Origin of the sequence: Bacillus sp. FSL K6-6038 (genome assembly GCF_038050455.1) — a bacterium.
Lineage (GTDB): Bacteria > Bacillota > Bacilli > Bacillales > Bacillaceae_G > Bacillus_A > Bacillus_A pseudomycoides.
Map to the genome: position 1 here is coordinate 4,283,837 of NZ_JBBOUH010000001.1, position 25,235 is coordinate 4,309,071.

Annotated in this window: 26 protein-coding genes and 2 other annotated features; of the genes, 1 reads left to right on the forward strand and 25 read right to left on the reverse strand. The window is 38.1% G+C overall.

Annotated features, from left to right (window positions below; translation table 11 throughout):
• Positions 1–7 precede the first annotated feature (7 nt).
• From obgE to NSQ40_RS22650, 18 genes are all read right to left on the reverse strand, one after another.
• Complete coding sequence (gene obgE / locus NSQ40_RS22565) at positions 8–1,294, reverse strand: GTPase ObgE (protein ID WP_003200852.1); 1,287 nt, start codon at positions 1,292–1,294, stop codon at positions 8–10.
• The gene (locus NSQ40_RS22570) at positions 1,294–1,842 is read right to left on the reverse strand and encodes a sporulation initiation phosphotransferase B (RefSeq protein WP_003208615.1); all 549 of its coding nucleotides are present in this window, start codon (positions 1,840–1,842) and stop codon (positions 1,294–1,296) included. Before NSQ40_RS22570 ends, obgE begins: the two co-directional genes overlap by 1 nt.
• A gap of 64 nt (positions 1,843–1,906) precedes the next feature.
• The gene (gene rpmA / locus NSQ40_RS22575; RefSeq protein WP_000944957.1) at positions 1,907–2,197 is read right to left on the reverse strand and encodes a 50S ribosomal protein L27; all 291 of its coding nucleotides are present in this window, start codon (positions 2,195–2,197) and stop codon (positions 1,907–1,909) included.
• A 3-nt stretch (positions 2,198–2,200) separates the two neighbouring features.
• Positions 2,201–2,545: a ribosomal-processing cysteine protease Prp gene (locus NSQ40_RS22580; protein WP_006096063.1), complete on the reverse strand. Its 345-nt coding sequence runs from the start codon at positions 2,543–2,545 to the stop codon at positions 2,201–2,203.
• 11 nt (positions 2,546–2,556) lie between these two features.
• Positions 2,557–2,865, reverse strand: a complete 309-nt coding sequence (gene rplU, locus NSQ40_RS22585) for a 50S ribosomal protein L21 (protein ID WP_003200848.1) — start codon at positions 2,863–2,865, stop codon at positions 2,557–2,559.
• Between the two features lie 14 nt (positions 2,866–2,879).
• Positions 2,880–2,957, reverse strand: a sequence feature (ribosomal protein L21 leader region).
• Between the two features lie 73 nt (positions 2,958–3,030).
• Positions 3,031–4,422, reverse strand: coding sequence for an Rne/Rng family ribonuclease (locus tag NSQ40_RS22590; protein ID WP_098802634.1), 1,392 nt, complete (start codon positions 4,420–4,422; stop codon positions 3,031–3,033).
• Positions 4,423–4,489: 67 nt separating this feature from the next.
• The gene (locus NSQ40_RS22595; RefSeq protein ID WP_033797282.1) at positions 4,490–5,350 is read right to left on the reverse strand and encodes a M50 family metallopeptidase; all 861 of its coding nucleotides are present in this window, start codon (positions 5,348–5,350) and stop codon (positions 4,490–4,492) included.
• Positions 5,343–6,086 carry a M23 family metallopeptidase gene (locus tag NSQ40_RS22600; protein WP_003208625.1) on the reverse strand — a complete coding sequence of 248 codons (744 nt, stop codon included), beginning with the start codon at positions 6,084–6,086 and terminating at the stop codon, positions 5,343–5,345. Before NSQ40_RS22600 ends, NSQ40_RS22595 begins: the two co-directional genes overlap by 8 nt.
• A 209-nt stretch (positions 6,087–6,295) precedes the next feature.
• Complete coding sequence (gene minD / locus NSQ40_RS22605; protein WP_003200838.1) at positions 6,296–7,099, reverse strand: septum site-determining protein MinD; 804 nt, start codon at positions 7,097–7,099, stop codon at positions 6,296–6,298.
• 2 nt (positions 7,100–7,101) lie between these two features.
• Complete coding sequence (gene minC / locus NSQ40_RS22610; RefSeq protein WP_003200837.1) at positions 7,102–7,788, reverse strand: septum site-determining protein MinC; 687 nt, start codon at positions 7,786–7,788, stop codon at positions 7,102–7,104.
• Positions 7,789–7,823: 35 nt separating this feature from the next.
• Positions 7,824–8,366: a rod shape-determining protein MreD gene (mreD, locus tag NSQ40_RS22615; RefSeq protein ID WP_003200835.1), complete on the reverse strand. Its 543-nt coding sequence runs from the start codon at positions 8,364–8,366 to the stop codon at positions 7,824–7,826.
• Positions 8,367–8,378: 12 nt separating this feature from the next.
• Positions 8,379–9,233 (reverse strand): rod shape-determining protein MreC, encoded by an 855-nt coding sequence (gene mreC, locus NSQ40_RS22620; RefSeq protein ID WP_018764385.1) that lies wholly within the window; start codon positions 9,231–9,233, stop codon positions 8,379–8,381.
• A 41-nt stretch (positions 9,234–9,274) separates the two neighbouring features.
• Positions 9,275–10,291, reverse strand: coding sequence for a cell shape-determining protein MreB (gene mreB, locus NSQ40_RS22625; protein ID WP_003200832.1), 1,017 nt, complete (start codon positions 10,289–10,291; stop codon positions 9,275–9,277).
• 159 nt (positions 10,292–10,450) lie between these two features.
• Positions 10,451–11,128, reverse strand: a complete 678-nt coding sequence (radC, locus tag NSQ40_RS22630) for a RadC family protein (RefSeq protein WP_003200830.1) — start codon at positions 11,126–11,128, stop codon at positions 10,451–10,453.
• A gap of 47 nt (positions 11,129–11,175) precedes the next feature.
• The gene (locus tag NSQ40_RS22635; RefSeq protein WP_003208628.1) at positions 11,176–11,751 is read right to left on the reverse strand and encodes a Maf family protein; all 576 of its coding nucleotides are present in this window, start codon (positions 11,749–11,751) and stop codon (positions 11,176–11,178) included.
• A gap of 198 nt (positions 11,752–11,949) precedes the next feature.
• Positions 11,950–12,909, reverse strand: coding sequence for a hypothetical protein (locus NSQ40_RS22640; protein WP_003200826.1), 960 nt, complete (start codon positions 12,907–12,909; stop codon positions 11,950–11,952).
• A gap of 322 nt (positions 12,910–13,231) precedes the next feature.
• Positions 13,232–14,533 carry a bifunctional folylpolyglutamate synthase/dihydrofolate synthase gene (locus NSQ40_RS22645; protein ID WP_033796436.1) on the reverse strand — a complete coding sequence of 434 codons (1,302 nt, stop codon included), beginning with the start codon at positions 14,531–14,533 and terminating at the stop codon, positions 13,232–13,234.
• Positions 14,534–14,648: 115 nt separating this feature from the next.
• On the reverse strand, positions 14,649–17,294 hold the full coding sequence (locus NSQ40_RS22650) for a valine--tRNA ligase (protein WP_003208630.1): 2,646 nt from the start codon (positions 17,292–17,294) through the stop codon (positions 14,649–14,651).
• A gap of 37 nt (positions 17,295–17,331) precedes the next feature.
• Positions 17,332–17,563 (reverse strand) — a binding site (T-box leader).
• A gap of 278 nt (positions 17,564–17,841) precedes the next feature.
• Here NSQ40_RS22650 and NSQ40_RS22655 point away from each other — a divergent pair.
• Positions 17,842–18,036: a hypothetical protein gene (locus NSQ40_RS22655; RefSeq protein WP_018764391.1), complete on the forward strand. Its 195-nt coding sequence runs from the start codon at positions 17,842–17,844 to the stop codon at positions 18,034–18,036.
• Between the two features lie 27 nt (positions 18,037–18,063).
• On the opposite strand, the gene ysxE is transcribed toward NSQ40_RS22655, so the two are convergent.
• The 7 genes from ysxE to NSQ40_RS22690 form a co-directional block, all read right to left on the reverse strand.
• Entirely contained in the window at positions 18,064–19,089 is a 1,026-nt protein-coding gene (ysxE, locus tag NSQ40_RS22660) for a spore coat protein YsxE (protein WP_258248319.1), read from the reverse strand.
• Positions 19,090–19,167: 78 nt separating this feature from the next.
• Entirely contained in the window at positions 19,168–20,199 is a 1,032-nt protein-coding gene (gene spoVID, locus NSQ40_RS22665; protein WP_003200816.1) for a stage VI sporulation protein D, read from the reverse strand.
• A 181-nt stretch (positions 20,200–20,380) separates the two neighbouring features.
• Entirely contained in the window at positions 20,381–21,670 is a 1,290-nt protein-coding gene (gene hemL / locus NSQ40_RS22670; protein WP_258248318.1) for a glutamate-1-semialdehyde 2,1-aminomutase, read from the reverse strand.
• The gene (hemB, locus tag NSQ40_RS22675; protein ID WP_003200813.1) at positions 21,670–22,659 is read right to left on the reverse strand and encodes a porphobilinogen synthase; all 990 of its coding nucleotides are present in this window, start codon (positions 22,657–22,659) and stop codon (positions 21,670–21,672) included. The genes hemL and hemB overlap by 1 nt, the downstream gene beginning before the upstream one ends.
• A gap of 31 nt (positions 22,660–22,690) precedes the next feature.
• Positions 22,691–23,449: a uroporphyrinogen-III synthase gene (hemD, locus tag NSQ40_RS22680; protein WP_003200811.1), complete on the reverse strand. Its 759-nt coding sequence runs from the start codon at positions 23,447–23,449 to the stop codon at positions 22,691–22,693.
• A 2-nt stretch (positions 23,450–23,451) separates the two neighbouring features.
• Entirely contained in the window at positions 23,452–24,381 is a 930-nt protein-coding gene (gene hemC, locus NSQ40_RS22685) for a hydroxymethylbilane synthase (protein ID WP_003200809.1), read from the reverse strand.
• 15 nt (positions 24,382–24,396) lie between these two features.
• Entirely contained in the window at positions 24,397–25,230 is an 834-nt protein-coding gene (locus NSQ40_RS22690) for a cytochrome c biogenesis protein (RefSeq protein WP_003200806.1), read from the reverse strand.
• Positions 25,231–25,235: the final 5 nt, after the last annotated feature.

A 25,235-nucleotide genomic window follows, 5' to 3' on the forward strand; every position in this document is an offset into this window, starting at 1 on the left:
GGCAGTCTTAATCGATAAATTCGAATTGATATTCAAGAATTTTTACAATGTCACCATCTTTTGCACCGCGTGCACGAAGAGCTTCATCAATACCCATTCCGCGCATTTGACGAGCGAAACGACGTACAGATTCATCACGTGAGAAGTCTGTCATCTTGAATGTTTTCTCAATATCATAACCAGAAATGACAAATGTACCGTCACTTTCGCGTGTAATTTCAAACTTAGATCCTTCAGATTCAAATTTGTACATTACACTTGCTTCAGATTCGTCTACAACATCATGTACTGGGAATTCTGGTGTTGTTTCCACTAAGTTTGCTACTTCAAATAATAGATCACGAACACCTTGTTTTGTTACGGCAGAGATTGGGAAGATTTGAACTTCGTCTCCTACTTTCTCTTTAAATGCTTGTAAATTTTCCTCTGCATCTGGCATATCCATTTTGTTTGCAACAACAACTTGTGGACGCTCTGTTAAACGCAGATTGTACTCTTTTAATTCAGCATTGATTGTAACATAATCCTCATATGGATCACGGCCTTCTAAACCAGACATATCAATAACATGCACGATAACACGTGTACGTTCGATATGACGTAAGAATTGGTGTCCAAGTCCAACGCCCGCATGTGCTCCTTCGATTAATCCAGGAAGGTCAGCCATAACGAAGCTGCGGTTATCACCAGTTTCAACAACACCAAGGTTTGGAACGATTGTTGTAAAGTGATATTCTGCAATTTTCGGACGTGCTGATGATACAACAGATAATAATGTTGATTTACCTACGCTTGGGAATCCAACAAGTCCAACATCCGCTAATACTTTTAATTCTAAGATTACATCACGTTCTTGACCTGGTTCCCCGTTCTCAGCGATTTCTGGTGCTGGGTTCGTCGGTGTTGCAAAACGTGAGTTACCACGGCCACCACGACCACCTCTTGCAATAACAGCTGATTGCTCATGCGTTACTAAATCCGCAAGAATTTGACCAGTTTCCTCATCTTTTACAACTGTTCCTGGTGGAACCTTTACGATTAAATCGTCAGCTTTACGGCCATGTTGCCCTTTGCTCATCCCGTGTTGACCGCGATCAGCTTTGAAATGACGTTGGTAGCGGAAGTCCATTAATGTACGTAAGCCTTCGTCAACAACGAAAACAACATCTGCACCTTTACCGCCATCGCCACCTGCTGGGCCACCCTTTGGAACATACTTCTCACGACGATACGCAACCATTCCGTTTCCACCGTCGCCGCCTTTTACATATATCTTGACCTGATCTACAAACATTATTTCACCACACTTTTTTCGATTGGTTGTAATATAACCGAGATTTCATCATCTCGCACTGTATAAGAAATGAAATACGATTCATTGTTTTGGTTTGTAAGCCACGTTTGTAGTTCTTCTACATTCGTTAGCTTGCCACGAAAATCAAAAAAGAAACGAGCATTCTCCGCGTCACATTCAATTGTGATACAAACATAATTTTCAACATAAACGTCTAAACTATGCTGAAGCATTGAGAAAAATTCATTCGTCCACGTACACACTTCTTCATCGTAATGAGATAAGTTATGTAATTTCCCTAATACTTCGTACTCCAATAAGCACGGCTGCTGTTTCCAATTATATGTTAAAATCCATTCTGAAAATAAAGGCATCGATAGCCCCATCAGATTGGATTCTTGTCTCGCTTCTTGGACAAAACGATCGATGAGCCCATGAATCTCTTCCACTCTTCCAAGGGAGAGGTTTCCTTTAATCATCTGCATACGATTGAGCCAATCATGCCTAGAATGGCTCAACGCATCTATAATTGTCCATTTTTTATTCATCCAGATACCCCTTAATATAGAAAAACTCTAACCTGCACTCAGGTTAGAGTTTTCCGTGAGTTTCTTATGCTTCTTGAGCAACAGGATATACGCTCACTTGTTTGCGGTCACGGCCAAGACGCTCGAAGCGTACTACGCCGTCAACTTTCGCGTATAAAGTGTCATCGCCACCACGACCAACGTTAACACCTGGATAAATTTTTGTACCGCGTTGACGGTAAAGAATTGAACCACCTGAAACCGTTTGACCATCTGCGCGTTTAGCACCAAGACGTTTTGACTGAGAGTCACGACCGTTCTTTGTACTACCTACACCTTTCTTAGATGCGAAAAACTGAAGATCTAATCTTAACATACGTTACACCTCCTGCATTTTTTCTATTAAACGGATATACTTTCCGTAATCAAGTTCAATCGTCTTAAGCGAAACAACCAATCCTTCTAAAAGCGTTTGAGCTTTCTCTGCTGTATGAGCATCTAAATCATTAGGCAACTCATACGTTAAGAATCCACCATCACTTCCGAGCTCAATAGTTGCTTGCACATTACAAAGTACTTCCACTGCATTTATAGATCCAAACACGACCGCAGTTGTTCCAGCACAGACAAGGTCTTGTCCATGTGGCGCATAATCGGCGTGCCCAGTCATTTTAAATGATTGGATACTTCCTAATTTCGTGCGACTTATCGTAATTTTAATCATCTTAACCAGAATTAAGCGTTGATTGCTTCAATCACTAGCTTAGTGTAAGGTTGACGATGACCTTGTTTCTTACGATTGTTCTTTTTCGCTTTGTATTTGAAAACGATGATTTTCTTAGCGCGACCTTGTTTTTCAACTTTCGCAGTAACTGTTGCACCTTCTACAACTGGGCTACCAACTTTCACGTTTTCGCCACCAACGAAAAGAACTTTGTCAAAAGTAACAGTTTCACCAGCTTCAGCATCTAATTTTTCAATGTAGATTTCTTGACCAGCTTCAACTTTAATTTGTTTTCCACCTGTTTCGATAATTGCGTACATACTTGCACCTCCTCATAATTACTAAGACTCGCCAAAACGAGGTAGACATAAAATGCCTTTTTGGAACCTGTCTTGTGCGGTTGTAGCATATAGCAGTTTAGGTGCTATAAACTATAACATAAAGATGTTATCACGAAACGTTGACTATTGTCAATAAATGTTCTGCTAACTATTTTTACGCAGCATCATTTCTTGCCTCGTTCCAAATCGAATAATTGCATATTTCTCAGCTTCTTCATCTGTGAAATAAACTTGGAACGGTATATTTTTTTGCAATTCTTTTTGTAAAAATATTTTTTGTACTTCTTTTGAAGCTGCAATTAATACCGCCTCGTCCTCCGAACTACTATATGTAACAAGTTCTCTTTCTAGCTCGTATGCAATTGATTCATGGGACATTACATATCCTGTCGCCTGGCACGCTGAGCAACCGTCTAATAATACATCACGGAGCGAGTGTTTTTTTCGCTTACGTGTCATTTCTAAAATACCGAGCTCTGTAAATCTAAGAACACGTGTATATGTACGATCCCTTTGTAATGAGGCAATGAGCCTCTCTCTTACTTTTTCTTTATTTTCTTCTTTTTTCATATTAATGAAGTCAATTAAAATCATACCACCAATATCACGCAGTCTTAATTGACGAGCAATTTCTTCAGCAGCTATTTCATTCGTCCGTAATACCGTATCTTGCAAGTTCTGCTTTCCAGTAAATTTACCGGTGTTCACATCAATTACCGTCATTGTCTCCATTTGCTCAATAATTAAATAAGAACCGTTTGATAACCACACTATTTTTTGCAGTGCTTTTTCAATCTCACGCTCCACACCATAGTGAATGAACATAGAAGTTGTTTCATTGTAAAACGAAACCTTTTCTTTTCCTACTTTATCTTGCAATTCCGGTACTATACTGCGTGTATCTACAATTACTTTTTCAATTGTTTCAATCGGATTTTCTTTAAATACACGATCTAAAAAGGTTGCTGGACGATGGAGTAATAACGGTGCCTTTCCATGCTCTTCTTTTCTTTTTAATTCTTTATACAGATCTTGAAAATGTTGCATTTCAATCTGCACTTCATCAATTGCACCTTTGTCACAAGCTGAACGGAAAATATAGCCTCCGGTTCCCTCTACTTGAATTTCAAGCAATTGTTGCCGTTTTTTATTATTTTTTATTTTCCGGGAAACAGCGCGCATTTCATCATAAGGCATATAAACGACATATTTCCCGGTAAATTCTACATTCGCTGTTAATTTTGGCCCTTTTGTATCAATCGCTTCTTTTACCACTTGCACGAGCAATGCTTGTCCTTCGTGCACTCGATATGATGATGGAACATCATCATATGAAAGATAGGCATGTTTTTCTAAACCGATATTTACAAACGCTGCATTCATCCCAGCAATCGTTCGTACGACACGTCCCACATAAATATGCCCAACAATCTCTTGCTCTTGATTTCGTTGCCATAAAAGCTCAACAATCTTTTGTTTTTCTTCTACAGCAACCCGTTTTTCCGAACCAGTATAGTTGATGTATAACGTCTTCAAAATACTTTCCTCACTTTTTCATTTTCTTTTCCTCTTACAATATAAAAGGTTAGTGTCCTCGTCAACACTAACCGATTAACTCTTCCACAGATGAAGTAGTTCGTTTTTCGGTAAAATAAGCATAAAGCAATTCGTTTTCGTCTAATGTATAATGCTCTTTATATTTACCATGAACGATAATCGAGTGCTTATACCCTCTCCGAAACTTTGTGAAAATCGTGTATAATCGATCCTCAGTTCGCACTTCAATTGGAGCAATCTTTTCAATATCTCGCTTGTTTCCATAATAACGTTCTAGTAAAAAACGCATAAACGCATAGCGCCGTTGCTTCCATTCTTGATATAAAGAAATAGCTAAAAACAGAAGCAGCACCCACATCATAATACTATTACTATTCCAAAACAGTTGCCAACCTAATATTACACTAAAAAAAACACATGATATTTTCATCATTTTCTCATGCGCTTGTAAATAAGGAAATTGATGTGATAAAACATTAAACAATACTTTCCCACCATCTAGTGGCCAAATTGGTAGTAAATTAAACCCTAGAATCATTAAATTGTTCCATACAAAGAAATGATAAAGTTCCTCACTAAACCATCCTGCCCTAGCCAAAACATAAGCTAGCCCAATCATCCATACATGTTGAATAGGTCCTGCTATTACAACGATTAATTCTTCCTTTAACGGCTTATTCCCATGTTCCTCAAGCTCTGCCACCCCGCCAAACGGCAAAAGTTGTATTTGCTTGATTCTCCATTTATAATGAGCAGCTGCGAAGGCGTGCCCAAGCTCATGAATCAAAACGATACAAAATAAAAGTAGTAATTCTTTAAAACGCGCCGTAAAAATCCCAATAGCTATAATTCCCCAAAACAGTGGATGCACTGTAATTTTTGACAATACTTCACTATATTTATTCAAATGAAATCACCTGAATCGGATCGATAAATTTTTCATTCTTTTTAATTGCAAAATAGAACTTGCCATTCTTGTTATCCGCATTGGTCCCAACTGTTCCAACCTTTTGTTTCTTTTCAACATAATCATATAATTTTACAGATGCCTCACCTAAATTTCCATACCATGACTCCGTACCATCTGCATGCTGGATCTCAACTATATTCCCAAACCCCTCTTTCTTACCAGCGAAAATAACAACCCCTTCATTTACCGATTCAACAGTTGTATTCGCGGCTGTTTGTACAAATACACCTTGGCCATCTTTTTGAAAACTTTGCATAACTTTCCCTGAAGCCGGAACTGCATAATCTTTTTGCTGTATGCCTTGCTTCTTTTCATTTGCAGGTAGAAAAGCGAGCGGTTTTCCAAATTGATTTTCGTACCACTTGGATACAGTAGCAAACTGAAATTCCTCTTGCATAACTTGTTTTACAACCGTTCTTGCTCCATCAAAAGAAGCTGGTGCATTTTTAAATAAAATGGCTACCGAGAGAACGAGAATCGTCGCTAATAAAAATTTAAATAAAAATACTTCCTTTCGAAAAAGAGGATGCACCTCTTTTTCACCTTCTTCAATGAACATCGTTTCTCCATCAAAGTTTCCTTCAGAAAAATACTGTTCTTCCTCGAGTCTCTCTTGTTCTTCTTTTCTCTTTGCAATCCGTTTTTTAATCTCTTCTACACGTCTATTCTTCATCCTGTCTCCTTCCTTTTGCCACCTCTTCTTGCAAGAGGCAAGTAAAGTGAAACTATCTTCCCTACTGATTATTTCCCCCGCAAATAGCAAGGAAAATAAAAGTTCTCTATTTTCCAAACTTTATACAGTTTGTACATATGTATGAACCCTAAGAGGAAGATATTCATGAGAATAAAAAAGAAAGCACCTCGCATACATGCGAAGTGCTTTTAACGAATTCCAAAGAAATTTTTCATCTTTGTAAAAACAGATACTTTTTCTTGCCCAAACGCTTGTAAAGGGACAGATTCACCTAGCAAACGTCTTGCAATATTCCGATAAGCTAATGATGCTTTTCCATTCGGCTGCAACGCTACAGGTTCACCTGTATTTGTAGCACGAATAACTTCATCATCATCCTCGACAACTCCGAGCAACTCAATCGAAAGTGTACGTACAATTTCATCTACATCTAGCATATCTTGCTCATGTAGCATATGGCTACGCACACGGTTAATAACAAGTTTTGGTGGTTCGATATCTTCTTTTTCTAAAAGCCCAATAATACGGTCTGCATCACGCATAGAAGATACTTCAGGCGTCGTTACAACAATCGCTTTGTCCGCACCTGCCACCGCGTTTTTGAATCCCTGCTCAATACCAGCAGGACAATCAATTAATATGTAATCATAATCATAATCTTGACGTAATAGTTGTATTAACTCATCCATTTGTTCAGGTGTTACCGCTGACTTATCGCTCGTTTGTGCTGCAGGTAATAAATAAAGTTCATCAAAGCGCTTATCTTTTATAAGAGCCTGAGGTAAACGACAACGACCTTCGACGACATCAACAAGATCAAATACAATACGATTTTCTAGCCCCATTACTACGTCTAAGTTTCTTAGACCAATATCCGTATCAATTAAACATACTTTTTTCCCGGATAATGCTAAGGCTGTACCAATGTTTGCAGACGTTGTAGTCTTTCCTACCCCGCCTTTTCCAGATGTAATTACTATTGCCTCTCCCACAGCTATACAATTCCCCTTTCTAACTTTGTTAAATTAGGTCTAAGATGAGTGAGAAGTTGCAGGCGATCGACAACAATGTGATTGTTCTCATCAATATACGCACATTCCGCCGCCTCTGCTCCGTCTTCTTTCTCTTCCGGAGCCCGCATTGTCACATCACTAATTCGAAGTTGCATTGGATTCATAACAGATGCTGCAATGACAGCATCTGTATCCCCATAATATCCAGCATGCGCAATTCCTCGTAATGATCCAACGACAAAAATATTTCCCCCAGCGATAACCGTTCCGCCTGGATTGACATCTCCAATTAACAATAGATTTCCTTTTACATGCAATACTTGACCTGAGCGAACAATTTTGGAAACAGGGACAATTTCTGTTTCTTCTTTCCACGCTATTGCTTCAGCTTTTGTTATGACATCACTCTCAATGGAATCCACAACAAGATTTTTTTTATTACGAATCAAAGTGCGAATTTCTTCTTGCTGTACATCTGTCAAATAGCGATTACCAACTTTAACATGTACTTCGATTAATGAACGTCCATCACCATCGTAATAGTGAGTGGAAAGCTTTTCGTCCAGTTCTTGCAGTAATTCAGAGAATGAACAGCAATCATCTAAATGTAATGTCAGTCCATCTTTTGTCCCTTTTATCGTTATATTTTGTTGCTTTTTTTCTTCCACTAAAGTTCACCCCAACGATTCAATTCGACATAAAATTAGAAAATCCTTTTTTCTTTTTCTTCCATCGCTTTTGAAAGACGCACAAGATATCGTCTCAGTGGGAAACAAACTAGTAATAAGAAAATTCCATTTAACAATAAAGTAGCAAGGAGACGATCTGAGAAAAAGATATGCGCTGGTACATGAATACGTCCTAGTAGCGTTAAAAATCCATATACATAATACTCTAATGCTGCAATTCCCGTTAATACGATAAAAGAAACAATAAATAAATTCAATTGCAATACTCTCATCGTACTATACACAAGATACGCCAAAATTGGATAAGCAAATATATATACACCAACAAGTTCTGTATATACAGTATCAAATAAAAAACCAAATAATAGCCCATAGTAAATACCTTGTAAAGGACTAAAATAAACGGTAATAAAACATAGCACAATCATAAAGAAATGCGGAGCTGCAATACTGTCTTTCCAAAACAATGCTGTTGGAACTACAGTAGAAAACATATTTTCGAATAAAAACACAAAAAGAAGCAGCAGAGGAAGAATTGCTCTTTTCAAAATAGCCATATCTTCTCCCCCTTACTGTTCTAACGCTGCTGAGGGCATAACTCTTTTTGTAACCATAATATGGTCTACATCATTTAAATCCGCAGCAGGTTTTACGTAAGCTGTTTGTGTTAATCCATATTCATCTGGTGCAACATCTACAATTTTCCCAATTACTAACCCTTTCGGGAAAATATCACTTAATCCTGATGTTACAACCGTTTGATCTTTTTCTACTTTTACATCAGATGGAATCTTTGTGAAAACAAGAGATTGTTTTTCCTTGTCGTATCCTTCAATCAATCCAAAAATACGCTCTTGCCCTTCTACTACAGCAGAAATACGATTTGTTCGATTCAGTGAACTCAATAATTCTACAGTTGATGTAAATTGAGACACACTTTTCACTCGTCCGACTAGCCCTTTTGAAGTCATAACAGCCATATCCTTCTGGATTCCTTGCTGTGCACCTCTATCAATTCCGATTAAGTCATACCACTTGTCCGGATTGCGTGCAATCACTGTAGCTTGGATTGGCTTATAGTCACGAAGAGAATCTTTTTTATCAATCGTTTCACGAAGCTTCGCATTATCTTTTTCCAAATCTTTTACTTTCACGGATAATTCCGCATACTTATCTAATTTTTCTTTTAATGTTTTATTTTCTTCATACGTGCGCTTTACATCTTCTACGTTCTCAAAGAACCCGGCAACATAATTCGCTGGCTTTTGGAATACACGTTCTACAACACCGACAGTATCTTTTACAAACTGCTCTGGCCATGTTAGATTTTTCCGTTCTTTCAGTGAGATTCCAATCAATGCCACGAGAAGAATAATACTAACTAGCAAAACAATTAATCTTTTGTTTAAGAAAAACTGTGGCACGTTCACACCCTCTTAATTTCATTGATTTTTATTTTGGAATATTATCGAGCAGTTTTGAAAAGGTCGATATTATCTAAAGCTTTACCTGTTCCAATTGCTACACAGTCAAGTGGATTTTCTGCAACAAGAACTGGCATTTTCGTTTCTTCACTAATTACTTTGTCCAAGTTGCGAAGTAATGCACCGCCTCCTGTTAATACAATTCCACGGTCCATAATATCCGCTGCTAATTCAGGTGGCGTTTTTTCTAATGTGTTTTTCACTGATTCTACAATTGCATCTACTGTATCTTTTAACGCATCTGCAATCTCTTCTGGCTTGATTAATACTGTTTTTGGTAAACCACTTACTAAATCACGGCCACGAATTTCCATTGGCTCAATACCTTCTGGCTCGCCTGCAGAACCGATTTCTAATTTTAATGCTTCTGCTGTTCTTTCACCGATCATTAAGTTGTAGCTTTTCTTAATGTATTGAATGATTGAATCGTCCATATCATCACCAGCAACACGAACAGATTGACTTGTTACAATCCCGCCTAAAGAAATGATCGCAACTTCTGTTGTTCCGCCGCCAATATCAACAACCATACTACCAGTTGGTTCCCAAACAGGTAAGTTTGCACCGATTGCTGCTGCAAATGGTTCTTCAATTGGATATGCATCACGCGCACCTGCTTGGCGAGTTGCATCGATTACTGCACGTCTTTCTACAGCAGTAATACCAGATGGCACACATACCATTACATATGGCTTACGAGAGAAAAATCCATTTGATTTTTGCGCTTGTTGAATATAGTATTTCATCATTGTCGCTGTTGTTTCATAATCAGCGATTACACCATCTTTCATAGGGCGAAGAGCCACTACGTTTCCTGGTGTACGACCAATCATTTGTTTTGCATCGCTACCAACTGCAACGATTTGTTTCGAATCAGTTTGCAATGCTACAACTGAAGGTTCACGTAAAACTACACCTTTTCCTTTCACGTATACAAGCGTGTTTGCTGTTCCTAAATCAATTCCAAGATCACGAGTAAAACCACCAAATCCAAACATATCATCTATCTTCCTTTCTCATTTTCACGGACTCATTTTCTTACTTTATATTTATAATAAAACAGTACGTTTTTATATTTTCTATCCTTTATTGTAAGCGAATGCCTACAAAAAACTCATAAATCACATTATAAAACAAAATAGGTAAAAAGAATAGTCTTAAATATGACCTTTTTCTTTTAAACTCACGAATTTATGGTCGCCTATAATAATGTGATCAAGGACTTCAATCCCAATGATCCTTCCACATTCTACCAATCGTTTTGTCACTTCAATATCTTCCCGACTCGGCGTAGGATCTCCTGAAGGGTGGTTATGCAGACATATAATAGAGGCTGCTGCGCGACGAAAAGCTTCTTTGAAAACCTCGCGAGGATGCACAATTGAGGCATTTAAACTCCCAATAAACACAGTCTGCCGATGCATAACTTGATTTTTCGTATTCAAGTATAAACAGACAAAGTGCTCTTGTTGTAAAAAACGCATCTCTTCCATCATATAACTAGCGCAATCTTCTGGACTCCGAATACTATATCGATTTTGGTACTCTAAACGCACCATCCTTCTCCCTAGTTCAAAAGCAGCGATTAACTGAGAGGCCTTTGCTATTCCTACACCATGAATACTCGTCATCTCTTCTATTGTAGCATCTTTTAACATTCGTAATCCGTCAAAATGATATAAAATTTGATCCGCTAATGTTAGAACTGATTCTTCTTTAGAACCAGTTCTAAGTAGCACTGCGAGAAGTTCCCGATTCGATAAACTGCTTGCTCCTTCTACTAATAAACGCTCCCGTGGTTGTTCTTCTTTCAAAACATCACGAATACCGTTCATATTTTCACTCCTTTTTCAATTTTTCGCAAAGAAAACCCCATGCAATTTTACGCATGGGATGCATCATTATCGAACTGTTTTAATTCACGAACAAGTCGTGCAATTGGTAATCCCACTACACTGTAGTAATCTCCCTGAATATGTTGAACAAAGATAGAACCTTTTCCTTGAATACCGTAACTTCCAGCCTTATCAAGTGGTTCTTTCGTCGCAATATACGCATCAACCTCTTCTTCTGTTAACTCCCAAAACGTAACTTCTGTACGTTCGTAGAAAGTTACTGTTTTTTCTTTTGAAATGAGCGCAACGCCTGTATATACTTCATGTGTTTTTCCTGATAATAGCTGCAGTATTTCTTTCGCTTCCGCTTCATCTTTAGGCTTTCCAAGAATACGCGATTCATATGTAACAATTGTATCTGCACCTAATACCACACTATCTTCGTGATTTTCTACTACAGCAGACGCTTTTTGCAAAGCAAGTGACATCACAATATCAGCGGGCGATGAATACGCACCGATTGTTTCTTCTATTTCACTCACAACAATTTCAAATGGTACACCCGCTAGTTCAAGTAATTCCTTCCGGCGCGGTGACCCAGATGCTAAAATAAGTTTTTTCATATATGCTCCTTTCTTACATAAAGCAGAAAAATATAGCTTGATCGTATCAAACAAATACCTTTCCTACAAATTGCAAAAACATCATTTTCTTTTTAAGAAATGATGTTTTCTCACTATAAGGTGAAAACATTTCTATAGCTATATAATTCAAAAGAAAAGAAAGAAGTATGCATACTTCTTTCCTCTTATTCCATTATCCTACTCTTTGGCTTTTTGCGAAACCACTTTTTCATAAGAAAGCAAACCATCAATGATAACTTGATTCAATTTAGCTACTGCTTCTTTATCAGTCTTTCCTTCTTTTATTGTTTGCACAGCTACTGATGCATACGTATATATTTTTTTTACATCCTCACGCTTAATTGATTTCCCCTCTTTTTCAATTGCCTTCCATTCCTTTTCAATCGCTTCTATTTCTTTTGAATTACTTTTACTTCCAGGTTGTATACTAGTCGCGTATTTTACAAAATGGACGTATAAGAGTTGTAACTTACTTAACAATGGACCAGATTCTTTATCGCTTTTCAGCAATGCCCAATCTGTAATTTCCCATTTCTTTTTCAAAACTGATACGCCATCTTTCTTATATTGTCCGATTAATTTATCTAACGATTGCTCATCACTAGCAATTCCAACTACAAGTGAATACTTATCATCAGTCGGTTTAATCGCTGCTATGCCCCCATTGTCTTTCCATTCCTGAGTAGCTGCCTGTCCTTTTTCTTCAGAAGAATAGAGACCTCCCTGCACGAAATATAAAGTGATTGGTTCTAAAGCAGCTGCATTCCCCACCTTTTGTTTTTCTTCTTTTTTCTCCCCAGCTGTTACTTCTTTTTGCTCTGCTCCATTATTCTTTTCTCCACTTGTTATCGTAGCTTCCCGAACTGTACCTTGTCCCGTTAACAAGTGAAGCATTCCCATCCCTAACACTGTGCCAATGATAACCGCAGTAGCAACTGTAAAAATAAGCACATTATTCCATTTCTTTCGGTGCTGCCGGATAGATGGTAACTTGTTTTTTTGAAAGGGCACTACATTTTGCGACGTTTCACTATCAACTACCATCCAATCAAATTCTTCCTTTTCTTTCTGCTTTTCTTCATACTTTGCTTCCGTTCCGTTTACTTTAACCGAGATTGTTCGTGATTGCTTGTCCATACCCTCACACCTCACCTCTTATCATTGTCCGCATCATATCATATTCACTTCACAAAAAAACGAGATATCTGTCGGAGGGATTCGTCAAATTTTCCCATATAGTTATCTTATCCCGCATTAATAGGCAGTAATATCCCCTACCTCAAAATTGCGGATAAAAATTATGAAGGTTGCTAGGGGATAAACTGCCCCTAAAAGCCCGATTGGTGAAGGCTAACCATCAGTGGGAAATAAAAAAACCTCCACTGATGGAAGTTTCACTTTATATGTATGTATTTGACTTCATTTGTAGAACAAAAAACTAGGGCAGCAAGTTGCTGTCCTAGTTTTTTTCACGAATGTATTTTCTAACTTCTGAAATAAAGTAAAGAGAGCCTGTTATGATGAAAACATCATTTTCTTGGAGGTTGTTCATTTTCGCATCAATAGCTTCTTTCCAATTCTCAAAAACTTGTTTTGTTTCCTTACGTGAGTAATCTGCAAGCTCCTCAGCAGAAATCGCACGATCAAATGTGAATGTTGTAAAAGTCATTTCATCTGCAATTGTTTCTAATTGCCCTACCATATTGTCTAGCTGTTTATCACCTAAAGCGGTAAATAAAACAAGGATGTTTTTATCGTTATAATGAGCCGTTACTGTTTTCACAAGGCTTGCAATTCCTTCTGGATTATGAGCGCCATCTATAATTACGTCCGGATTGCTTTGCAGTCGTTCAAATCGGCCAATCCAATATGCTTCACTTAATCCTACGCCAATATGCTCTTCCTCCATTAAGAATGATAGGTATGTTTTAAGATACATAATCCCCATCAACGCCAATGCTGCATTTCCGACTTGATGACTTCCTTTCATCGAAATCTGAACTTCCTCAAATGAAGCAAACGGGCAAGAAAAATCAAAATGCTCTCCATCTTCATCGGAACGCTGATGAACAGCTGTAAATTGCTTTCCAAACTCATATAGATTTGCAGTCTTTTCCTGAGCAACCTTTTGGATAACCTCAAGTGCTTCTTCATCCTGCACACCAGTAATAACAGGAACTCCTGATTTAATAATTCCTGCTTTTTCGTACGCAATTTCAGCTAATGTATTCCCTAAAATATGCATATGATCATGGCCGATATTTGTAATCATTGTAAGAACTGGATGAACTACATTTGTAGAATCAAAACGACCACCAAGCCCTGTTTCAAACAAGACGATGTCACAGAAGTTTATTTTACCAAAATAGCAGATTGCCATTACTGTAATAATTTCAAACTCCGTTGCTTCTCCTAAATCTGTTTCATCTAATTTTTCAACAACCGGTTTTACCATATTTACAAGCTCAGTAATTTCTTTATCTGCAATCGGTGTACCGTTAACACTAATTCGCTCATTAAACGTTTCAATGTATGGAGACGTAAATGTACCAACTTTATATTTTCCCGCCTCTAGCATATAACGCATATATGTTAAAGTTGAACCTTTTCCATTTGTTCCTGCAAGATGAACGCATTTTATGTGACGCTCAGGATTTCCAAGCTCCCCTAGCATCCACTGCATTCTCTCTAATCCTGGTTTAATTCCAAACTTTAATCGGCTATGGATCCAACCTATCGCTTCTTCGTATGTATGTACCACGCTTGCCATTCCCCTTTCAAATCAATAAAAAAGAACTAAAACAAAGAATTATCCTAGCTCTATTATACGCAAATAAAAGAGACTCACCAATATAGCGAGTCTCTTTCGAATGACTTTATTTTTGAAGATCAGCTAGACGTTGACGAACTGCTTCGCGTTTCTCTAAATAATCTTGCTCTTTTGCACGCTCTCCTTCAATAACTGCCGCTGGAGCTTTTGCTACGAAACCTTGGTTTGCAAGTTTCTTCTGTACACGTTCTACTTCTTTATCGAACTTCTCAAGTTCTTTTTCAAGACGCGCTTTCTCTTCATCAAGATTGATAAGATCAGCTAACGGTAAGAATAACTCTGCACCTGATACGATTGCAGTCATCGCTTTTTCTGGCGCTTGTAAATCAGTCTTAATTGTTAATTCACTTGGATTACAGAAACGCTCAATGTAAGAGCTGTTTTTCATAAGCTGTGCTAGTACTGCTTCGTCTTTTGCTTTAATTTGCATTTGAACTTTTTTGCTCATTGGCGTATTTACTTCAGCACGAATGTTTCGAACAGAGCGAATGATATCAACTAGAAGGTGCATTTCTGCTGCTGCTTCTTTATCTTGTAAATCTTCGCGAACTGTCGGCCATGCTGCTACTGTAATAGATTCACCTTCATGCGGTAAGTGTTGCCAAATCTTCTCTGTTACGAATGGCATGAATGGGTGTAGTAGACGCATCGTTTGGTCTAGTACGTATGCTAGAATTGAACGAGTTGTTTTCTTAGCCACTTCATCTTCACCGTATAATGGAAGTTTCGCCATTTCAATATACCAATCACAGAAATCATCCCAAATGAAGTTGTATAATGAACGGCCAGCTTCACCGAACTCATATTTATCCATGTTACGTGTTACACTTTCAATCGTTTCATTTAAGCGGGTTAAAATCCACTTATCTGCAACTGACTTTTCACCAGTTAAATCGATATCTTCATATTTCATGTCATCCATGTTCATTAATACGAAACGGGATGCATTCCAAATTTTATTAATGAAGTTCCAAGTAGATTCTACTTTCTCCATGCTGAAGCGTAAATCTTGTCCTGGTGCACTTCCTGTTGATAAGAAGAAGCGCATTGCATCTGCACCGTACTTATCAATAACATCCATTGGATCAATACCGTTACCAAGAGATTTACTCATTTTACGTCCTTGCTCATCACGAACTAAACCGTGAATTAATACGTCTTTAAATGGGCGCTCTCCTGTAAACTCTAAACCTTGGAAAATCATACGAGATACCCAGAAGAAGATGATATCATAACCAGTTACTAGAGCATCTGTTGAATAGTAACGTTTGAAGTCTTCTGCATCTTCATTCGGCCAACCAAGTGTTGAGAATGGCCATAACGCTGAGCTAAACCATGTATCAAGTACGTCGTTATCTTGATTCCAGTTTTCAATATCTGCTGGTGCTTCCGTACCTACGTATACTTCACCAGTTTCTTTATGATACCAAGCTGGAATGCGGTGTCCCCACCATAATTGACGAGAAATACACCAGTCGTGAATGTTTTCCATCCAGCGTAAGTATGTGTTCTCGAAACGCTCTGGTACGAACGTTACTTTTTCTTCTTCTTTTTGTTGAAGTTCTACTGCCTTTTCTGCAAGTGGTCCCATTTTTACGAACCATTGTGTTGATAAGTAAGGCTCAACAACTGCACCGCTACGCTCACTATGTCCCACTGAATGCATATGAGGCTCGATTTCTACTAATACGCCAGCATCTTGTAAGTCTTTTACTAACTCTTTACGGCATTCGAAACGATCCATACCGTTATACTTACCAGCTTTTTCGTTCATCGTTCCATCTTCGTTCATTACTAAAATACGGGGTAAGTCATGACGGTTACCTACTTCAAAGTCATTCGGATCGTGAGCTGGTGTAATTTTCACAACGCCTGTTCCGAAATCTTTTTCTACGTACTCATCAGCAATAATCGGAATTTCACGGCCTACGATTGGAAGTGTAACTGTTTTTCCGATTAAATGCTTGTAACGATCATCTTCTGGATGAACTGCTACTGCCGTATCGCCAAGCATTGTTTCTGGACGAGTTGTCGCAAGTCGAATGTGACCAGATCCATCTGTCAATGGGTAGTTCATATGGTAGAATGCACCTTGAATCTCTTTATGAATTACTTCAATATCAGAAAGAGCTGTGCGTGTTGCTGGATCCCAGTTAATAATATATTCACCGCGGTAAATTAAACCTTTTTCGTATAATTGAACGAATACTTTATTAACCGCATCAGATAAACCTTCGTCTAATGTAAAGCGCTCACGAGAGTAATCTAATCCTAAACCAACTTTTCCCCATTGCTGACGAATGTGAGAAGCATATTCTTCTTTCCATTCCCATGCTTTCTCAAGGAATTTCTCACGGCCAAGATCGTAACGTGAAATACCTTCTTCACGAAGTTTTCCTTCTACTTTTGCCTGTGTTGCGATACCAGCATGGTCCATTCCTGGAAGCCATAATACATCGTAACCTTGCATACGCTTTGTACGCGTCAAAATATCTTGAAGCGTCGTATCCCAAGCGTGCCCTAAGTGCAGTTTACCTGTTACGTTTGGAGGCGGGATTACAATTGTATACGGCTGCTTTTCCGCATCTCCTTTTGCTTCGAAATATTTGCCGTCTAGCCACCATTTATAAAGGCCTTCTTCAACGGACATATGATCATATTTAGTCGGTAAATTCTTTTCCGTATTTGACATTATTTTCCCTCCTTAAAATAAAAAATGCCCCTCATCCAAAAAGGACGAGGGACATCGTGGTACCACCTTTATTTACAAACAAATTCAAAATTTGCTTATACTCTTAATTTGATAACGGACAGATCCGTCTTTTCCTAATGAGAATGACTCCGTTCAGAAAAGATGCTCCAGAGCTACCTTCTAACATGACTATCTAGAGAATCTCACAGCTAATAATTCTCCTCTCTGCAGACGTTTAATGTTATACTCTTCCCCTTCAACGCATTTATATAATTGTTATTTATTATATACAATAGTGTAAAAAACGAAACCATATTCGTCAAGATAAAAATATTTTTCAGCAAGTTTCTACAATTAATAAATTCTATTTTGATAAAAACAACATACAATTACCAATCAGCTTAACTAATTTCCCTGTAATATATACACGGAAAATGAAGGTACGCAGCACAAGCACCTTAGGTACTTACCCCGCATACTGTAATATTACCCTTTCATCTTTTAAGGTTCATGTGCAGCAATAGCCTTTCTATACGGAGGAATGATTATGCGACGATACCGACGCACCTACAATTTTTCGGCCCCTTCATGGGTTAGAAATTTACAAACGATGTTTGCTGATTTTGCAATTCCCCTTACGATTTTCCAAGGGATTCGTACATTACTACTTCCAACTTTCTTAGATTTCATCATCCTTATCATCTTTGTTGTAGCAACGATTCGCTTGCATTTTCAGCCGTAGCCTCAAGGACACTTGAGACTACGGCTGTTACTCATTCCCTTGCTGCGCTGCTTGTAATTGTGAAATAAAATATTCTATATTACTTACAAGCCAATGCGCCTGTTGTAACATTTTCACACCTTGAAGTTCTTGCTTTTCACTACGGCTCTGCTGTTTGCTTGTATAAGATTGGATTTGTCGAATAAATGGGGACGGATATGTTAGATACGCAAACATAAGGAGTTGTTCTTCTTTCGTAAACGGAAAATTCTTTTGATACACCTGATACCATTCAAAGCGATCGCTTCTCGTAATTGGATATGTGTTCAATGAGCGGGAATAAAAGCGAACAAGATCTTGAACTGGTGTTGCAAATTGAGACCTTTCTAAACTAATAAAATAACCATTTCGTTCATAATCGAATAAAAAATGATTCATCGATACATTGCCATGAATAAAAGAAACTCTTGTTTTTTCTTTTTCTTTCATCGCTTCATTCCACTCCGAAAGCTGTTTCGTTGCAAATTCACGCGCCCTCATCACATGATGAAAATACGTACAATACTGCAATTCAAACGGCGACATATACCATTTCGCCTCAGACTCTACGAGGAATTGCTCTAAGAATTCTCCATCTTTCTCCCAACGATCAGAGACATTTGTATAATGCTCCTCTAACGCTTCTTCAGTATACGTTTCTTCTTTTATCGTCCTTTGATGAAGCAGCGCTAGCGTCTGAAACATTTTATGATATTGATCATTGTCCTCTCCGTTCCCTTCTGCTCGCTCAAGCCAAGGCATTAAATAATAACTATATGTTTCGTCACTCAAAATATGATTTCCATCTGTTGCATGGTAAATCGGTACATAATGTGTAAATCCCTTTTCACGTAAAAATTGAACATGATACATTAAATTATTTCGCTTCAATCGATGAGATGGTAATTTTTTTAATGCATATGGACCTTGATTCGTATAAATTTTTATTACACTCCCATGCTCTTCCATATGGTGGGCATCCAATTGATACCGCTGTACGATCGGCGCATAACGATCTCGCAATTCTATATCCATACGAATGATCCTTTCTCATTCAAAAACGTAAGATGAACTATAGTAAAAGAAAAGAGATGAGTGGAGAAAATTCTCCACTCACTTTGTCTTTGCTTTTGACACAGGTATATATATAATTTGCCCTGCAGTTAAATATACATCATCTGTTTGATTCACACGATGTAAATGCTGGACCGACGTTTCATATCGATCCGCAACCGATTCAATTGTATCCCCTTCTTGCACAAAATACATACGTAATTTCGTAAATTCTTCTTCCGGCTCTTTCGTAAACAATTTTGTTAAATATAATGCATTTTCATCCCGTTGTGAGTATGCCGTTTCTGCTTCTTCCTGTAATTCCTTTTCCTTCTTTTTCTGAAAATCCTTCCGGCCAAAGAATTCAAACTGTGGTGTAGTTTCTTTTGCTTCCTCTTCTCGTTCTTCCTCTTCATGTTCTTCTAGATCTTCTACCTCTTCTTCTAATTCTTGTTCTTTGCGCTCCTCTAATTGGAAAGGCTCAAATGCATAATCTTCCCATCCGTTTGATTCTGTATGAACTGTTACTTCTTCCACTTCTACCGGCAATGTATCCTCATCCACCAGTTTTATTTCCTCGGTTCTATCAACTTCCACATTCTCTATCTCTTCCTCTTGCACTTCATTCTGTATTCTCTCATCCTCACATAATCCAGATATCGATATATCCGCTAATAGCTGTAAACAACCATTTTCCTTTAATTCATAATCGAATTCCTCAATGGAAACATACAATTCTTCAACTTGTTTCACTCGGTTTCGTGGAATCGAAATTTCTAACGGAAAAGAGTGCACAAGTTCGTTTACACCATCTTCTCGCGTTTCTACATAATCAATGGATTTCGCTGGAGATAAATCTCGTAATGAAAACGTAGAATCATCTTGCCTTGCAACATATTCTCCCGTTAAATCCAATTGACCTCTCACAATTACTTCGTATTCAAGCTCTTCTATCTCAACGTCTGGATCTAACGAAATTGACAAAAGTTCTTCGACTTCCTGTCCTTTTTGGAACCAAACCGATTCTTTTAATGAAAAACGTAATGAATGATCTGTTGCCACTTCTTTTCCCCCTCCCAAACTGTATGTCATTACAGGTTTATGTGTCTGGGAATCATTTTATGAGTAAAAAATCGAACTGCACATGTGATCTTCCTATTCATTTTTCATATATCGACGCTTTTTAAAATATATCGGCATTCCGACAATATGCGACATGATCTCTAGTCATTAATAAAAAAGGTTGCCAGGACGATCCCGGCAACCTTTTTATTTACGCTTTTAATTTCGACATCGCAATTTCTGCCGCTTCAATTGTCGCTTCAATATCTGCATCACTATGTGCTGTTGATAAGAATAATCCTTCAAATTGAGAAGGTGGTAAGAATACACCTTGCTCTACCATTTCACGATAGTAAGCTGCGAAGAACTCTAAGTTAGACGTTTTTGCTGCATCGTAGTTAATAACTGGTTCATTCGTGAAGAATATACCTATCATTGAACCTGCGCGGTTTATATGATGCGGAATACCGTGTTTTTCAGCCGCTTTACGCAGGCCATTTTCTAACATTTCAGCTTTACGCTCAAACTCTTGATAACACTCTGGCGTTAATTGTACTAATGTTTCATAACCTGCAGTCATTGCTAAAGGATTACCAGATAATGTACCTGCTTGGTAAATCGGTCCGCTCGGTGCAACTTGGCGCATAATTTCCGCTTTACCACCGTATGCTCCTACTGGTAGGCCGCCACCGATTACTTTTCCTAAACAAGTTAAATCAGGTGTTACACCGTAATAACCTTGTCCACAGTTGTAAGCAACGCGGAATCCTGTCATCACTTCATCAAAAATAAGCAATGCACCATTTTGCTCTGTCACTTCACGAAGTCCTTCTAAAAATCCTTGTTGTGGTGGAACTACTCCCATATTTCCTGCCACTGGCTCTACGATAACACAAGCAATATCGTCACCGAATTGCTCAAACGCATATTTTACGCTCTCCAAATCGTTATACGCTACTGTAATCGTATTTTTCGCTACACCTTCAGGTACACCTGGGCTATCTGGTAAACCAAGCGTCGCAACACCTGAACCTGCTTTAATTAATAGCGAATCACCATGACCATGGTAACAACCAATAAATTTCAAAATTTTATTACGACCTGTATAACCACGTGCTAGACGAAGGGCACTCATCGTCGCTTCTGTTCCTGAATTTACCATACGTACAATTTCAATCGATGGCACACGCTCAATTACAAGCTGCGCTAATTTATTTTCAATCTCTGTTGGCGCACCAAAGCTCGTTCCTTTTTCAGCAACAGCTTTTAATGATTCCACAACACGTTCATTTGCATGTCCGTGAATAAGCGGTCCCCATGATAATACGTAGTCGATATATTCGTTCCCATCAATATCATACACTTTAGAGCCTTTTCCGCGCTCCATAAAAAGCGGATTCATACCAACGGACTTAAATGCACGAACTGGGCTATTTACGCCGCCAGGCATTAAATCTTGCGCTGTTTCAAACGCTTCAATCGATTTATCAAACTTTTTCATTATTGTATTCCTCCTTCTTGTAACCATCGTGCTGCGTCTTTCGCATGATACGTAATAATTAAATCTGCTCCTGCACGTTTCATGCTCAATAGTTTCTCAAGTACAATCTCTTTTTCATTAATCCAACCATTTTGCGCTGCCGCTTTAATCATTGAGTATTCTCCGCTCACATTATAAGCCACGATTGGTAAATTGAAATTGTTTTTCACATCGCGAATGATATCTAAGTAAGAAAGGGCCGGTTTTACAATTAAGAAATCCGCTCCTTCCATTACATCTGATTCAGCCTCACGGAATGCTTCCATACGGTTTGCTGGATCCATTTGATACGTTTTACGATCACCAAATTGCGGTGCACCGTGCGCAGCATCGCGGAATGGACCGTAAAATGCAGACGAGTATTTCACAGCGTATGACATAACCGGTACGTGTGCAAAACCGTTCTCATCTAACGCATGGCGAATCGCCGTTACAAATCCATCCATCATGTTAGATGGTGCGATAATATCTGCTCCTGCTTTTGCTTGGCTCACTGCTGTTTTTGCAAGAACTTCAAGTGATTCATCATTTAAAATGATTCCATCCTCAATAACCCCGCAATGCCCATGGCTTGTATATTGGCATAAACATGTATCCGCCACTACTACTAACTCTGGAAACTGCTCTTTAATTTGTTTGATCGTACGTTGTACAATGCCGTGTTCACAAAATGCAGAAGATCCAACTTCATCTTTTTCAGCAGGCAAACCAAATACGATAACAGAACGAATACCTAAATCTACCACTTCTTGCATTTCAGCTTGCAGAAGATCTAAAGAAATTTGATATACATCCGGCATAGAAGGAACTTCGTTACGAACATTCTCTCCTTCTAATACAAAAATAGGATAAATAAAATCTTCTGTATGTAAAAATGTTTCACGTACAAGCGCACGCATATTTTTGCTTTGTCTTAAACGACGATGACGATTAAATTGTAAAGAATTCATAGATTTCTATCTCCCATTCTTTTTATTTAGACTATGCATTTTGATTATATTTTGAAATACACTGTATTAATGCTTCTACTGTATATTCTTTTGGAACGATTACACCAGCAAAATAACGCCTTGCCTCTTGCTCTGTTATCGGTCCTATACAAGCAATTGTACATTTTTTTGTCCATTCTCTCCAGTTTGTGCCCTCAAGTAATTTCACAAAGCTTGTAACAGTAGAGGGACTCGTAAATGTAACAACATCTACCTTACCTAACTCTAGAGCTGCGATAAGGTCTGGCTGCTTCTCATGATTTGTTTTCGTTTCATACACAACAAATTCTTCTAAAAACACATCAAGATCGCGGAGTTTATTTGGAATAATATCTCTAGCTAAATTCCCTTTGGGAAATAAAATGCGTTCTGTCCCGTTTAACTCTCTTACAAATTCTAAAACGAAAGCTTCCGCGACAAAAGTCTTTGGGACAAAATGAACCTCATAACCCCGCTTTTCTAATTCTTGCCCTGTTTTCACTCCTACTGCAGCAATGCGAACAGTAGGGGGTATTTCCTGACACAAACCATCTAAAAAAAAACTCACACCATTTTTACTCGTAAAAATAACCCAGTCATATGTGTGAAGCTGCTGAGATATACCTTGAAATTCCTGCTGAGATACACCTTCTATATGCAAAAGCGGAATTTCCAATGGAATTCCGCCCTGTTTTTTCACCGCTACACTCATTTGTTTTGCTTGATGCTGGGCACGCGTAATCAGTACTGTTTTGCCAGCAAGAGCATCCATGATTAATGTTGCTCCTTATTCGCAGCAAGAATGAGCTCTTTTGCTCCTTGCTTAATTAAACGATCCGCTGCCTCTAAGCCAACTTGCTCTGGATTCACACCTGTGACAATTTCTTTTAACAAGACTGAACCATCCATAGAACCGACAAGAGCTGTTAATTCAATTTCATCATTCTTCTGAAGCGTTGCATAACCAGCGATCGGTACTTGGCAACCACCTTCAAGTTTATGAAGGAATACTCGTTCAGCCGCTACTGTTCGTTCTGTTACAGCATCATTCATATGTGATAATAATTGCAATAGATCTGCATCATCCTCACGACATTCAATCGCTAAGGCACCTTGTCCTACAGCTGGTACACATAATGTTTCATCTAAGTGTTCTGTAATTACATCATCATCCCAGCCCATTCTCTGCAATCCAGCCGTTGCTAAAATGATTGCATCATAATCTTCTTCTTTTAATTTACGTAATCTCGTATCAATATTTCCACGAATCCACTTCACTTGTAAATCTGGTCTAGCAGCGAGTAACTGCGCACTACGTCGTAAACTACTCGTACCAAGAATTGCACCTTCTGCTAAATCCTCAAATGATTCCCCGTTTTTTGAGATGAACGCATCACGCGGATCGACACGCTTTGGTATACACCCGATTGTTAATCCATCTGGAAGTACAGCTGGCATATCCTTCATACTATGTACAGCCATATCGATTTCTTTCATAAGTAGTGCGTGTTCAATTTCTTTTACAAACAAGCCTTTCCCACCTACTTTAGAAAGCGTCACATCTAAAATAACATCACCTTTTGTAACAATTTCTTTCACTTCAAATTCATATGGTAAACCAAGCGCTTTTAATTGATCAATAAACCAATTTGTTTGTGTTAATGCTAGCTTACTCTTTCTTGAACCTACAATAATTTTGCGCATAATGTTCTCTCCTCATTATAAATACCAAAAGTGGAAGTTGGATAAACTGCTTAATAGAAAAATATTGATTAACATAACGAGAAAGGCTCCAATGTTCCAGTTTATAATTTTCTTACCTTGCAATATATCTGACCCTCGTAAATATAGACCCATGCAATAGACAAACAAAACAACAAAAGACCCGATTACTTTCGTGTCATACCAATGGAAATTATCTAGTTTTGTATATCCCCATATACATCCAAGCAAAATAGCTAATAGGAAAAACGGAACAGAAAATAAATTTAATCCATATGACATCGACTCAAGCTTCGGTAAGTTTCCTAACCTTCTTAATCTTGCATTCCATTTTTTTTGTTTTAATAATCGATATTGCAACAAGTACATAATGGAAAAAATAAACGATACTGTAAACGCCGCATAGGAAATAATCGCCATTCCTACATGCACGTATACAAGCTCTGAAACTAATTGATGTGCGAGTACAGGCGACATTTTTCCGAGCGGAGTGAAAATAGAAAAAGCGCTTACGCCAAAAGCAATGACATTTGTAAAAAAGACTAAAAAGTCAATGCGCATAAATCGATTGATTACGAGTGACATTGTAATTAATAGCCACACATAAAAATAAATCCCTGACAATAATGTCAAAATCGGATTCGTCTCTGATTCCGTAGCTCGAAGTAACATAAAAATAGACTGTAATACCCATACAATCGCAAGTAACCAAAAAGCAATTCGATTCGCCTTTCGGTTACTTTGGAAATAATCTATAAAATATAAACTAATGCTACAAGCATATAAAATAATTGCGATATGATAAATAATACTATTATTTAAAAAACCCATCCGAT

Excerpts from the sequence above, each read along its gene's own strand:
- hemD (WP_003200811.1), bottom strand. The coding sequence starts at position 23,449 with ATGGATGCTCTTGCTGGCAAAACAGTACTGATTACGCGTGCCCAGCAT.
- hemB (WP_003200813.1), bottom strand. The coding sequence starts at position 22,659 with ATGAATTCTTTACAATTTAATCGTCATCGTCGTTTAAGACAAAGCAAA.
- radC (WP_003200830.1), bottom strand. The coding sequence starts at position 11,128 with ATGAACGGTATTCGTGATGTTTTGAAAGAAGAACAACCACGGGAGCGT.
- NSQ40_RS22690 (WP_003200806.1), bottom strand. The coding sequence starts at position 25,230 with ATGGGTTTTTTAAATAATAGTATTATTTATCATATCGCAATTATTTTA.
- NSQ40_RS22640 (WP_003200826.1), bottom strand. The coding sequence starts at position 12,909 with ATGGACAAGCAATCACGAACAATCTCGGTTAAAGTAAACGGAACGGAA.
- mreB (WP_003200832.1), bottom strand. The coding sequence starts at position 10,291 with ATGTTTGGATTTGGTGGTTTTACTCGTGATCTTGGAATTGATTTAGGA.
- mreD (WP_003200835.1), bottom strand. The coding sequence starts at position 8,366 with ATGGCTATTTTGAAAAGAGCAATTCTTCCTCTGCTGCTTCTTTTTGTG.
- rpmA (WP_000944957.1), bottom strand. The coding sequence starts at position 2,197 with ATGTTAAGATTAGATCTTCAGTTTTTCGCATCTAAGAAAGGTGTAGGT.
- hemC (WP_003200809.1), bottom strand. The coding sequence starts at position 24,381 with ATGCGCAAAATTATTGTAGGTTCAAGAAAGAGTAAGCTAGCATTAACA.
- NSQ40_RS22655 (WP_018764391.1), top strand. The coding sequence starts at position 17,842 with ATGCGACGATACCGACGCACCTACAATTTTTCGGCCCCTTCATGGGTT.
- spoVID (WP_003200816.1), bottom strand. The coding sequence starts at position 20,199 with ATGACATACAGTTTGGGAGGGGGAAAAGAAGTGGCAACAGATCATTCA.
- NSQ40_RS22600 (WP_003208625.1), bottom strand. The coding sequence starts at position 6,086 with ATGAAGAATAGACGTGTAGAAGAGATTAAAAAACGGATTGCAAAGAGA.
- NSQ40_RS22650 (WP_003208630.1), bottom strand. The coding sequence starts at position 17,294 with ATGTCAAATACGGAAAAGAATTTACCGACTAAATATGATCATATGTCC.
- NSQ40_RS22580 (WP_006096063.1), bottom strand. The coding sequence starts at position 2,545 with ATGATTAAAATTACGATAAGTCGCACGAAATTAGGAAGTATCCAATCA.
- hemL (WP_258248318.1), bottom strand. The coding sequence starts at position 21,670 with ATGAAAAAGTTTGATAAATCGATTGAAGCGTTTGAAACAGCGCAAGAT.
- NSQ40_RS22635 (WP_003208628.1), bottom strand. The coding sequence starts at position 11,751 with ATGAAAAAACTTATTTTAGCATCTGGGTCACCGCGCCGGAAGGAATTA.
- ysxE (WP_258248319.1), bottom strand. The coding sequence starts at position 19,089 with ATGGATATAGAATTGCGAGATCGTTATGCGCCGATCGTACAGCGGTAT.
- obgE (WP_003200852.1), bottom strand. The coding sequence starts at position 1,294 with ATGTTTGTAGATCAGGTCAAGATATATGTAAAAGGCGGCGACGGTGGA.
- rplU (WP_003200848.1), bottom strand. The coding sequence starts at position 2,865 with ATGTACGCAATTATCGAAACAGGTGGAAAACAAATTAAAGTTGAAGCT.
- NSQ40_RS22570 (WP_003208615.1), bottom strand. The coding sequence starts at position 1,842 with ATGAATAAAAAATGGACAATTATAGATGCGTTGAGCCATTCTAGGCAT.